This window comes from Aquimarina sp. AWH4_224, from assembly GCF_056160245.1.
In genome coordinates, this window is sequence record NZ_JBSWWU010000006.1 from 348,197 (window position 1) to 361,479 (window position 13,283).

The 13,283-nt window shown below is 35.0% G+C and carries 11 protein-coding genes; 7 read left to right on the plus strand and 4 right to left on the minus strand.

All coding sequences use genetic code 11. From position 1 onward, the window contains the following. Nucleotides 1-371: 371 nt before the first annotated feature. The 7 genes from ACXAGJ_RS14135 to ACXAGJ_RS14165 all read left to right on the plus strand — a co-directional run bounded on the left by ACXAGJ_RS14135 (nt 372) and on the right by ACXAGJ_RS14165 (nt 5,080). A complete protein-coding gene (locus ACXAGJ_RS14135) occupies nt 372-689 on the plus strand; it encodes a helix-turn-helix domain-containing protein (protein ID WP_474840812.1) in 318 nt (105 codons plus the stop codon). A 6-nt stretch (nt 690-695) separates the two neighbouring features. Then, nucleotides 696-926: a hypothetical protein gene (locus ACXAGJ_RS14140; protein ID WP_474840813.1), complete on the plus strand. Its 231-nt coding sequence runs from the start codon at nt 696-698 to the stop codon at nt 924-926. Nucleotides 927-1,003: 77 nt separating this feature from the next. Next, entirely contained in the window at nt 1,004-3,118 is a 2,115-nt protein-coding gene (locus ACXAGJ_RS14145) for a toprim domain-containing protein (RefSeq protein WP_474840814.1), read from the plus strand. Between the two features lie 408 nt (nt 3,119-3,526). Further along, nucleotides 3,527-3,862: a recombinase family protein gene (locus tag ACXAGJ_RS14150; RefSeq protein ID WP_474840815.1), complete on the plus strand. Its 336-nt coding sequence runs from the start codon at nt 3,527-3,529 to the stop codon at nt 3,860-3,862. 344 nt (nt 3,863-4,206) lie between these two features. Further along, complete coding sequence (locus ACXAGJ_RS14155; RefSeq protein ID WP_474840816.1) at nt 4,207-4,566, plus strand: hypothetical protein; 360 nt, start codon at nt 4,207-4,209, stop codon at nt 4,564-4,566. 12 nt (nt 4,567-4,578) lie between these two features. Further along, complete coding sequence (locus ACXAGJ_RS14160) at nt 4,579-4,821, plus strand: hypothetical protein (RefSeq protein ID WP_474840817.1); 243 nt, start codon at nt 4,579-4,581, stop codon at nt 4,819-4,821. A 34-nt stretch (nt 4,822-4,855) separates the two neighbouring features. After that, nucleotides 4,856-5,080: a hypothetical protein gene (locus tag ACXAGJ_RS14165; protein ID WP_474840818.1), complete on the plus strand. Its 225-nt coding sequence runs from the start codon at nt 4,856-4,858 to the stop codon at nt 5,078-5,080. 542 nt (nt 5,081-5,622) lie between these two features. Here ACXAGJ_RS14165 and ACXAGJ_RS14170 read toward each other — a convergent pair. From ACXAGJ_RS14170 to ACXAGJ_RS14185, 4 genes are all read right to left on the minus strand, one after another. Further along, nucleotides 5,623-5,766, minus strand: a complete 144-nt coding sequence (locus ACXAGJ_RS14170; RefSeq protein ID WP_474840819.1) for a hypothetical protein — start codon at nt 5,764-5,766, stop codon at nt 5,623-5,625. A gap of 1,350 nt (nt 5,767-7,116) precedes the next feature. Continuing rightward, nucleotides 7,117-9,084 carry an OmpA family protein gene (locus ACXAGJ_RS14175; RefSeq protein WP_474840820.1) on the minus strand — a complete coding sequence of 656 codons (1,968 nt, stop codon included), beginning with the start codon at nt 9,082-9,084 and terminating at the stop codon, nt 7,117-7,119. 14 nt (nt 9,085-9,098) lie between these two features. Continuing rightward, nucleotides 9,099-10,055, minus strand: coding sequence for a PorP/SprF family type IX secretion system membrane protein (locus tag ACXAGJ_RS14180; RefSeq protein ID WP_474840821.1), 957 nt, complete (start codon nt 10,053-10,055; stop codon nt 9,099-9,101). 25 nt (nt 10,056-10,080) lie between these two features. Continuing rightward, nucleotides 10,081-13,283, minus strand: a 3,203-nt coding sequence (locus ACXAGJ_RS14185) for an Ig-like domain-containing protein (RefSeq protein WP_474840822.1), incomplete at its 5' end; no start/stop codon positions are given.

The following is a 13,283-nucleotide window of genomic DNA, read 5'->3' on the forward strand; positions in this document are numbered from 1 at the left end:
ATTAACAAAATTATAAGTATAATTTCACACTCTATAGAAAGCTCCTTCCACAACAGGTAAATTCTATTTTTACCATGGTTGCATGATTATATACGAGAAAAAAAGAAAGTTGGTTTTTACATTTGCACAGATTATGCAAATTCGTGTTACAATAAAAAACTCTTCTTAATCGAGGAAACAAAAAAAGCCCCGTAAATATTTCATTTACGAGGCTTTTGTACTCAAACCGGGACTGATATCGAACTTTCTACCGGAAGATTGTGAGCTAGTACTTCAACATTCTATCAAATTACAACATGCCATTTTTCTGTGATGTATTCATAGGAAACTGGCATTTCTATTTATTCATTAATCATAAAAACAAGTTGAACATGAAAGATGTAACAAAACCCTTGTATTCTTTAACTATTGGCGAATACAAAAAATTACAACAAGAAATTTTTGAAGAACAAATTTCACGACACTCTTGTTGTTATAGCAATACCAATATTGAATCTGAACAGGATATCATTTTTGCTGATCAGGTATGCCAATTAACAGGCTATACAAAACCAACACTCTACTCTAAAGTAAGTCGATACGAAATCCCCGTGCTTTCCAGAGGAAAACCCCTCACCTTTTCTAAAAAAATAATCCTTGAGTGGATAAATAATGGAAAGCCTTCAGCGCATAAGAATTCTAACAGCTAAATAGTCATGAAAAAAACATATATCAAAACCGATATTGAGCTTATCAATCCAGATGCCATATATATCAGTCTTAAAGAAGTTGGAAAACTGTTTAGCCCTCCAGTATCATATACTACACTCTGGAAATGGCAGAAGAAGGGAATTCTAAAGCTTGTTCCTCGTGTATATGGAAATAAAAAGTTCTACCACTTCGAAGAAGTCATCCAAGAGCTAGAACGACATAAAAATAATCAATAAACCATAGAATAAGGATGCCCTTTATATCAATATAATTTGTTATTGGGGTATCCTGTTTCTCAATATTTTTAAATCCTATGAAAACCAAAAATATCACCAAAGAACAAGTACTAGAAAAAATCAACTTGCAGGAGGCATTTAATTATTATTTGCAACCCTATCATAACAAAGGAACCTTGCGAAAAGGACAACACATTTCTAATCCTTTCTTAGCCAGAAAGCAAAAAACTCCTTCTTTCAACATCTATAAAACCAAAACAGGGGATTGGAGGTATAAAGATTTTGCTACCGGAGATGAAGGCAGCATTTTTGACCTGGTCATGAAGCTAAAACAATGTACTTTCCCAGAAGCGCTTGCTATACTCAACCAAGATTTTGATTTGAATCTGGCTGAAGATGCGACACAAAATGACTTTAGTATTGAATTGCAAAAGAACTGGGCTGCTCATACGCTTCAATATTGGCTCGATTATGGAATAAGTTCTTCTCTACTTGATTTCTTCGATGTTTTTCCAGTGCAGTCCTATACCCGAGTAAAAGATATGGGTAATTCCAATACTTTCTATGCAAGTATGGTACAATCACTGTATGCCTATAAGATCAGTGATCGATGCTATAAATTATACACACCATATGCAACTAGCTATCGCTTCGCTTGGCTAGGCAACAAACCACAAGATTATATTTTTGGATATAAACAGCTCCCAAAAACGGGAAAAAGGGTGTTTATCACCGGAGGTGAAAAAGATGTACTATCGCTATATGCACGATCGGAATATGCAATATGTTTTAATAGTGAAACGGCTCATCCTTCAATTAACGTTGTTGAGAACCTAAAAGGGCGATTCGAAGAAGTAATTGTGTTGTATGATATTGATGAAACAGGAATTACCCAGTCCCAAAAGCTATGTAAAAACTATGGGTTGCAACGTATGGAGCTTCCTGCTTCTCTACTCCCTGAAGGTAAAGATATCTCTGATTTTTTCAAGCTTGGTTATACCCTTGATCATCCTGAAATAGCAACAGAATATTTTGAGAAAGTAGTGGAAACTAATGAAATTATTATATCGGAAAATAAACAAAGTACTAGTCAAGATTATATGCCTATACTTTTGAAAACACAAAGCGAACTTATACAACGAAAAGCAAAAAAGATCATCAAAGCTCCTCCCTTGTTATTTCAAAAAGATGTGGGGATTTTATTTCCAAGAACGATCAATGTAATTCAAGGAAAAGCTGGAGTACATAAAAGCAGATTAGCCGAAATGATTTGTAGTGCATTGATTAAAAAATCAAATTACAACGCAGATCTACTTAGTTTTAGAAAAAATCCAGAACAACCCGTAACAGTATGTTATGTGGATACTGAGCGTAATCTTACCGAACAGTTTCCCTATGCCTTGCAACAAATGCTTATGATGGCAGGATATAATAAAGAAGATACACCACCCATTTTTGATTTTATATCCTTATTACAGATCCCCAGAAATGATCGTTTTCTAGCATTGACTACCTATATTAAACGTGTGAAAGATAAGTTTACAGGACATGTTGTTATTATACTGGATGTTATTACCGATTGTATTGAAGATTTCAATCGTTCTAGAGATAGTATGCAGCTTATTGATTTGATGAATCATAATATTAATAACGATGATGTAACATTCTTGGCAGTTATTCATGAAAACCCTGGACAAAATACTGATAAAGCACGAGGGCATCTTGGAACAGAAATCATGAACAAAGCTACTACAGGAATTCAAATTGGATTTGAAAAAGATCAGCATCGAAAACCGACTAATCTCATTGCCATGAATGTTTTAAAACTTAGAAGCGGTAAAAAACCAGAACCTTTTTATATGAGATATTGTGAAGAACACAATGGGCTGGTTGAAGCTGATCAGGATTTTATTGAAGAAGATAGACTATTACGTCGTAAAAAAGCAGATATCATAGCATTTAGAGATAAGCTATCAGCGATGTTAAGAGAATCGATCCCCAGTAAGGAATTAGTAGAAATTCTTGCAGAATACTTTGATTGTAGTGATAAAATTATACGGGAACGCTTAAAAGAGTGTATAGAAAGGCGTTATCCCATGCCTAATGGAAAAGAAATACCTTGTGTACTTCAAAAAAGTAAAGAAGGAAAAGAAGTGTTTTATAGTTTGGCTCCTATTGAAAGACGTACCTGAAGTATCAAAAATAAGAACGTAAAAAGAACGTTGGAAGTTGGAAGTAGCCCCATATATAGCACTTCCAACTTCCAACGTTTTTTATCAACTGTCTATCAATACTTTACAGGCACATAAAAACAACAACCACTTTTCCAGCTTCCAACGTATACATTTTGGGAGGTGATAGAGCTTGAAAAGCCACAGTTTTAAATGGTTTTTCTTAAAATAAGGTAAGCTGATTTTAAATAAAAACACGTTAATTCATATTAATATATATTTTTATTACCGCTATGTATTTCTAATGTATATTCAAGGTGTCATTATGCAAATCCAAGTAGATGAATTGAAGAATAATGTAAACGAATTTGCATTATTGTAAGAAAACAAGAATAACTCATTAAATATCAACACTTAAACAAAAAAAACATGAATCTAAAAGAAGAAAGAAACCCTAATAAAATGAACACAACAAATCAACCACTAGCCATAATATATTCACGTTCCGCTACTAACGAACTAAACATAACTAATCACCAAAAAGAGCTTTGTGAGCGTTTTGCTGAGAAAAATAACATCAAGGTTATTTCCACAATCGAAGATATCCCGAAATCTGGAATGTATAAGGACCAAAATGATTTGATTAGAAGAATACAGACCATAAAAGATAATATTTCTTTTCTTATCGTATCTTCTTTCGATCGTATATCAAGAAATACCGCTACGACTATGCATTGTATCGAACAATTAAAACAGCTTGGTTAGAAACCTTATCTGTAATAGAAGATACACCAAAAATAGATATGTTTTCCCTTGATAATGAGCATTTCAAAAAGTAAAATAGTAACGTTGGAAGTTGGAAATAAGATCGACAAAACGAACTTGACATAAACACTTGTTTTTCAATTTCTTACAAACGTTGGAAGTTGGAAGTGCTATATATGGGGCTACTTCCAACTTCCAACGTTATGATTATCTTCAATATTGTTATGTAAAAACATCTTCAAAAACCTCAAAAGCATAGTAAATGCCATTAACTTAAATTAACTTAGTTTCCACTCGTATTTTTATTGAGTTTATGTTATTAGTTTTGAATAAAAATCTTAAGTATGGATACTATGATAAATGACCCGTTAACAGGAGAACCTTTTACACCTAAACGTAGTGATCAGAAATTTGCTACCCGCGAAAATCAAATTCGGTATAATAATCTTAAAGCTAAGAAAAAAAGACAAGCCAAAGCTGAAATAGACCGAGCTTTGGATACCAACAGAAATATCCTTAATCGTCTTTTAGGAAGTCATAACGCTGTTACAAAGTCGCGTGACTTTCTTTTAGGAGCAGGATTTCATTTTGGAGTAACTACCCATAAAATAGAACAGAACGGTATGCTATTAAGTTGTATTTATGATGTTGCCTTGCAACAAACCGAAAAAGGTCTGTTTTTAATCTCAAGAGTGGAACTTTAAAAATTTCTCTCAATGAAAAAACCAAACTTTATAGATTGCTATAAGTTAGATCTGATCAAGGATATCCCTGAAGAACTTACCCTAGCCAATCGTCAAAGAGAACAGCTACTTGTAAAGAATCAAAAATTAAAAAAAGTTATCTGGACCTTAAGTGTTGGGTTAGGATGCTTACTCATCTATACAATCATTAACGACTATGGAACGAAGAAGAATACGAAAGAACACACCCAAAAACAGAATAGAAGGAAAGCGTAAATCATAGAACACAAAACAATTAAACCTTAAACTAATGAAGAAATCTCCCTTAAAAGATATCACCAGACCTGATGCTTTAACAACAACACTAAAAGTACTTTTTGGAGTTTCTCTTTTAGTAGGAATTGCCAAACTACCACAGAAATTTACTTTAAAATTCAAGACAGAAAAAAGCAATCATCTTATCCTTAGCAATGTGATTGCTTTTATTCTATTAATAATCTATAATCATCTGGGATTTTACTTTCCTTTTTTATAGCGGCATTTTTGTAAAGTCTCTTTTAAAGAAGAAATCTCATCGTTGTAATTAGTCAGGGTTTTAAGAAGTGCGAAAAATTGTAAGGGACGACTAAAATAAACGATGAGACATATATAAAACTACAGCAATATAAAAGAATTCAAAACTAAATTGCAAACTGTTATCCCGCAAAGTTTTTACGGGTTAAAAAACAACTTAATCGAGTTCTTACATGTATACATTGAGTATTAGCAATTTGTAAGAGTTTTTTAATCCTCGTAAACCAACTACCGGATTTACCTACTAAAAAATTAAATCAACAAAAAAACCTCCTTTATTTAAAAGAGGTTTTTGTTAAGTTAAACTCAGGGTAATTTCGGGGTAAAAGTAGTCGTATTTTGACGAGCGATATATAAACAATTCTATATCATCTAATTCTATACCCAAATTTACCATACAATTACGGTTTTGCCATAAATTCCAAATGTGCAAAATATTGGTTTATCGACGAAAAGCGTTTTTTATCGATAAAATGCTGTTTTGTTGTGATTTTAAGTATTATGTTAGATTAGCTCTTCGTGTTCATAATCAACAGATTGCTCCACATCCTTTATGGAAATGTATTGATGGGTATGATCGTAAGAAATAAAATACTCTACATGGTAAATTGCAGTATTGGCCTTTAACTTTTTTAAGGATTTGTGCAATGGTTACCGTTGTTAACCGCAGTTTTTTATTCTATTAGTTTCAATTCAAATTCAAAATTAGTCTTTTGCTTATGAATTAATTCTCTAATCAAAGCAATTAAAATAGATGAGGCAAAACTCACATAATCTCCATATTCAGCCTCGAAATTATGATAATCCATAAATTGTCTTGGGAAAATATCAAAACCACCGTGTATTAATTTTGAACGATATTCGTACAGTTTATTTAGTTTTCGTTTATAATCTTTTGGTTCTTCAAGAATTAAAATCGACTTTTCTTTAAACTGGGGTATAATTGATTACATGGTTTTATGTCATTTACGAGATGTTTTTTAGATTTTCAATTCGGTTCTCACTTATTAAATTAGGTATTTCACCATGCAACCATTCCTGCACGTATGTGTCAAAAGTTAAAATAATCGATTGGTTTAATTTTTGACAAAAAAAATTTTACTAGTCAAAAAAAGAAAAATTATGTAAAACAGACTTTTTGCAAATCAATTGGTTTTGATAGGATTAGGTTAGAATCTGTTATCCAAAAGTTCGATAATTGTCCGCTTGGCACTACTGATAACCACCTCATATTGGGGTGGTTATTTTGTTTTTAGAGCTTTTTTGCTAGTTGTAAAAAACTTTTTTTTAACAAAAGAGCATGGTTTTGGAGCATGGTTTGTGTTATTTTTTAGATCTAAAGTTGATCTCATTTTAAATTAGAGTACTGCAGACTTACTCAATTTATTTCTTTAAGTGATACCTTAAGTGCCTATAAATCATTTTGTTTTTCATCTAGTTGCTCTTAATTTGTTAGTAGTAATTTTTGTATTTAAGTAGAGCAAGGTATTTTTGCGACCTCTAGGCGGGAATGTAAATTAGTGCTGCTTTTTTGAAGGATAATTTCGCTTAATTTTTTGTGTTTTTTTGAAGCGGATATTATATTAATGGAATAGTTAATTTTTAGATCAATCTCGAAAGTTGTATTTAAGCAATTATTCTGATTAACCTAAATAACAGGAAGGATTATTCAAATTCTCGGCAGATATAGTTCAAACTTTTTGAAAGAAGATACTCTGTTCATTATCAGGTGATAGAGAAAATAGTTGCTCAACGCAATATTGAAAACTAGATTACTAACTAAAATTAATTTATAAAAATCCAGCTTCTAAATCTATAACCAGAAAGTTGCCTATTCTAGACCTGTTCTTGCTACAATCAAGACATTTTTCCCTGAGCCAGACAAAATTGTCTGACTTTTTAGTTGAAATAAATCTATACTTCGTAAATTTTTTACGTTTTTAAGGTTATATCAACAGGATCTGTCTGGGAACAAATCCCAAGATAAGTAAAACATGATTAATTAAGTATTATAAACTCACTTCTTCTATTTTTCTGATGTTTGGCTTCACTACATTGCGCATTATTATCACATCCATTTACCAAAGCTGATTCTCCATATCCACGTCCAGTGAGTCTAGATTTATCAATCCCTCCTTTTTCTACAATATATTTTATAGTACTTTTTGCACGGCGATCACTCAATGCCATGTTATAACTATCTGGAGCGCGACTATCTGTATGTGATCTAACATCTATTTTTATATCTGGATATTGTTTCATGGTGGCAATAATTTTTTGAAGTTCTATCTCCGCATCTGGGCGAATGAAAGATTTATCTAAGTCAAAATAAATTATTTGCAAGTCTAATATTTTAGCTAAATCATCTCCAGGTTTCACTTCTTGTTCTTGTAATCCTCCTTTAGACAATTGCAGAGGTACATCATGAGTGTATTCTAATGCAGTATTAGTCTCTAAAAGTTTTTCTGATGGGTTGTAGCTGTTTTTAAGCGCCCTAATAATATATGATTTTTCACACTCCAACTCAAAATTATATAGCCCATTGGCATCACTTGCTACTCTGGATATTTCATTTCCATCTTCATCTAGTAAAAGTACATCGGCTTCTGACAAAACAACTCCAGATTCGGCATCTGTAACAACACCCGACATGTACTGTCTACAAGTGGTAATTAACTCTTCTATTTGTTTAAAACTATAAATATCATCATTTCCTTTTCCTCCTTCTCTATTGCTTGAAAAGAAACCTATTTTAGTCATTTCATTTAATACAAAACTAAAATCATCATCCGGACTGTTGACTGGTCTTCCTATATTATAAGGAACTGAAAAACCTTCTTCTTCTGGAACCGTAACAAAAATGTCTAAACCTCCTAATCCTACGTGCCCGTCGCTTGCAAAATATAGTCTTCCTGTATCACTTATATAAGGAAAAGTTTCTCTTCCTTCGGTATTTATCTTATCTCCAAGATTGATTGGAGTACCAAAGGTTCCATCGGGTAACACATCTACCTTATATAGATCAGACATTCCTTTGGTACCAGGCATATCACTGGCAAAGTATAATCGTTTCCCATCTTTAGTAAGAGCTGGATGCGCTACAGAATACTCCTCACCATTAAATGGTAATTCCTCTATATTCTTCCATTTATCACCCTCTAAGGTTGCTCTATATAACTTTAACAACACTGTTCCTGTTGCATCAGAACCTATTTTTCTTTTCGTATAATTATTTCTCGTAAAGTATACTGTTTGTCCATCTGGACTAAAAGAAGTAGAAGATTCATGAAACTTAGTATTTATTTTACCTTTTATTTTTTTGGGTTGAGTTAATTCGTTATCAGGTTCTACAACTTCTGAAATAAAAAGGTCTAAAAAAGGCATTTCGTTCCATTCGTGAATTATTTTAGACATGGAACTATATTGACTTCGAGAGGATGCAAACACAAGATTTCCTCTATTATCAAAACTTGGAGCATAATCAGAAGCGCTTGAATTAATATCGATTTTTTTGAGTGTAAATTTTCCAGATTGCATTTCAATGAAACGCAAATAATCTCGTGTACTCACAAAATAGACAGCTCTTTTATCTGTATTCGTTTTCTCATAGAAAATTTCCATGATAGCATCGGCATCATCATAACGCTTTATGCTTTTGAGGCTTTGTGAATACCTGAATAAATATTCCACATCCATATCATCTGAATACTCCTTCATTAGTTTTTCATACCAATCAATGGACTTTTCTAATTCGCCATTGAAATAATATGAATCTCCAATTTTCTTATACAAATCCGAAGAAGTGTATCCTTTTTCTGCTACATCTAAATATATTTTTCTAGCATCTACGAAGGCATATTTAGCAAAAGTTTCATCTGCTCTTGCCAGTCTTTTTTCCTGTGCTTCTATTCCTCCAAATACAATAACACATAAAGATAGACTTATAAGGGTTTTTATAACTTTCATAACAATCTTATTGGTTAAAAAAATCTAGGAGTTAGCATTCTATTATATTTTCTAAACAATTCAAAACGTAGCATTACTTCATAACTCCCATCATTAAACTGCGATTGCCCCAACTCGGTCGTCTCTCTATCATAGGCAAAACCAATCATCATCGAATCCGAAATCTGGAAGGCAACCTGACCCGTCACTGCAGCACTCCAGCGATAAGCAACTCCCAAAGTTAATCGCTCATACAACAAAAAGTTCGCCGAAACATCAACCTGTAACGGTGCTCCAAAAACTAATTTACTCAATAATGCTGGTTTAAATTTGAGGTCATCCGTAATATTAAAAACATGGCCCGCTATCAAATAGTAATTGATACGCTCTTCGGCCAAAAAACTAACCGCTTCACTAGAACTACTCGTAGTACTCTCATCAAAATGATCCGTCTCTAACAAATTAGGAGCACTAAGTCCCAAATAAAACTTATCGGTGTGATAATACACTCCAATTCCTACCTGAGGACTAAATTTATTATCAATATTGTTCTCAAACAAGGCATCATTTTGATTGAACTGAGTCAACTCCTGAAAATCAACATTCAACAAATGAGCGCCTCCTTTCAATCCAAAACTCAACTTTCCATATTCAGAAGTAGGAATCGTATATGAAAAATCAACTCCTATAAAGGTCTCATCAGTAGGACCGATCTCATCGTTGACAATCGAGAGTCCCAATCCCAAACGCTCTGAATCTCCAATAGGAGTGTTCAAGGTTAGGGTTTGAGTACGGGGAGCTCCATCCAATCCAACCCACTGGCTGCGGTGAAGACCCATAATACTCAAAACGCCTCGACTACCAGCATAGGCCGGATTTACACTAATCGTATTGTACATATACTGCGTATACTGCGCATCCTGCTGCCCTTGAACTTGTTCAATGCATAGTGTTAGAAATGCTAGCACAATTATTAATAATGGTCTATTCATCGATATTTTATTTGATTTAGGGTGTTTATCTGTTTACATATAAGTATCCTGCTCTTGATCTGGTAATACCTTCGGAATCTTCGAACCTTAAAACATAGTAATATGTTCCCACAGGTAATTCTCTATTCTTACTTATTGTGGTCCTACCTTCACTAATCCCAACAAAGAATCTCACTCCTGGTTGTTCGTATCCATCCTGATCAAAAACCTTCACCCCCCAACGGTTGAATATCTGGAGATTATTTCTTGGGAAATTTTGCAGTCCAACAATTCTGAATTCATCATTGATTCCATCTCCGTTAGGGCTTAATCCCGTGAAAATCTCTACTTCCGAATCTCGAATATCTAAAACGGTAATTGTTATATCTTCAAAATCACCATCATTATCAAGATCTACATTGATATCCTCTAAAGGATCATCTGAGAGATCTGTGATATCTTCTCCGTTAGGATCTTGCCCTGTTACAGTAGCTTGGTTCTCCACTCTTCCAGCAAATATATCATCTTCGGTAAGAGTGTACACTGCAGTAAAACTACTCTCATCAGTTTCCCCTACTAACAGATCAATTGGTCCACCATTAATCACAATACCTGGTAGAGGATCTGATAAGGTAATATTAGTTATATCTACATTACCTGTATTGGTAACTGTAAATGTATATTGAATTTCATCTCCTGTATTAAGCAATCCATCATTATTGGTATCTACATATATCCCCAGTTTAGTCAATGCCAAATTAGGCAATTGTTCTATTTGTGTAATTGTAGGGTCGTTTGTTGGATCACCGTCTCCATCTTCATCTACTAATTCATCCCCACTATCAGAAATATCCATTACATCGTTTCCTATTGGATCTTGTCCAATAACAGTAGCACTATTCATTACTTCACCAAGATTAATATCGGCTTGAGTAAGTACGTATGTAGCAGAAGCTGTCCCTTCTTCTCCTGGTGCCAATGTTGATGGATTAGTTGCCAAATTCACACTTCCAGTTAATGGATCATCTACCGTTATATTATCAATTACAGTATTTCCAGTGTTTGTCACCGTAAATGTATATGTGATTTCATCTCCAACTTGTGCACCGTTTACTTCTGCAGTTTTTACTAAAACTAATGACGGAGCAGGAGCTTCAATTACTGTTACCGTAACCGTTGCCGTAGAACAACTTGGTGGCGTATCATCATCACAAAGGGTATACGTAAACGTATCATCTCCTAAAAATCCTGGTGGTGGAGTGTAAGTAAACGTTCCATCTCCATTATTCACTACCGTACCTCCATTGGTACTAGTAGCATCGAATGCAGTTATTGTAGCATCATCAACAACAGTATCATTATCCAACACATTACCTGTAGTTACCGGAGTATCTTCAATTGTAGTAACTGTATCATCTACTGCTACTGGATCTCCTTCATCTGTTACCGTTACCGTAACCGTTGCTGTAGAACAACTTGGTGGTGTATCATCATCACAAAGGGTATAGGTAAATGTATCATCTCCAACAAATCCAACTGGTGGTGTATAGGTAAATGTACCATCTCCGTTATTTACTACCGTACCTCCATTGGTACTAGTAGCGTCGAATGCAGTTATTGTGGCATCATCGACAACCGTATCATTATCTAACACATTACCTGTAGTTACCGGAGTATCTTCGATTGTAGTAACTGTATCGTCTACAGCTACTGGATCTCCTTCATCTGTTACAGTAACTGTAACTGTCGCTGTAGAACAGCTTGCTGGTGTATCATCATCACAAAGCGTATACGTAAACGTATCATCTCCAACAAATCCTATCGGTGGTGTATAGGTAAATGTACCATCTCCATTATTCACTACAGTACCTCCATTGGTACTAGTAGCGTCAAATGCAGTGATTGTAGCATCATCTATAACCGTATCGTTTGTTAATACATTACCTGTCGTAACTGGAGTATCCTCAATGGTAGTAGCAGTATCGTTTACTGCTAACGGATCACCAGTGTCATTTACAGTAACATTAACTGTTGCTGTAGCAGTACTACCATCCACATCAGTAATCGTATATGTAAAGCTATCTGTACCACTAAATCCAACATTTGGAACATATTCGAAGACACCATCGCTAACTTCTACAACTGTACCATTAGTAGGACCTGTTGCTATAGCAAAGTCATCACCATCTCCTCCATCACCGCCAATATTATCATTGGTCGATACATCTATCTGATTCGCTACGCCTGCTGTACTATCTTCATCTACTGTCAAATTATCATCTGTAGCCGTTGGAGTATCATTCACCGGAGTGACATCGAAAGTAACTGTAGCACTAGACGTATCTCCATCAGCATCTTCGATCTCATAGGTGATTGTTACCGGACCATTATAGTCTAAGGCTGGAGTAAAGTCGATCGTATCATCCGTCGGATCGTTTGGTGTACCACCATTGTTTACTACTGCAGTTCCTACGGCAGCTGGAATGGCAGTTACATTGATCGTTCCGGTACTTGGACCATCTCCTCCAAAGCTATCGTTTCCTAATACTGCAATGTTGGTCGTTCCACTATCTTCTGCGACATCAGCAGGAGTATCATCTGTAGCCGTTGGCGTATCGTCTACTGGGGTTACATCAAAAGTAACCGTAGCGGTGTCCGTATCTCCATCTGCATCTTCAATCTCATAAGTGATCGTTACCGGACCATTATAGTCTAAGGCCGGAGTAAAGTCGATCGTATCATCGGTCGGATCGTTTGGTGTACCTCCATTATTTACAACTGCAGTTCCTACTGCTGCTGGAATGGCGGTTACATTGATCGTTCCGGTACTTGGACCATCACCTCCAAAGCTATCATTTCCTAATACGGCAATGTTAGTCGTTCCACTATCTTCTGCTACATCAGCAGGAGTATCATCAGTAGCGGTTGGCGTATCGTCTACTGGAGTCACATCGAAAGTAACTGTAGCCGTATCGGTATCTCCATCGGCATCTTCAATCTCATAGGTGATCGTTACCGGACCATTATAGTCTAAGGCTGGAGTAAAGTCGATCGTATCATCTGTCGGATCGTTTGGTGTACCACCATTGTTCACTACTGCAGTTCCTACTGCAGCTGGGATGGCAGTCACATTGATCGTTCCGGTACTTGGACCATCACCTCCAAAGCTATCATTTCCTAATACGGCAATGTTAGTCGTTCCACTATCTTCTGCGACATCAGCAGGAGTATCATCAGTAGCGGTTGGCG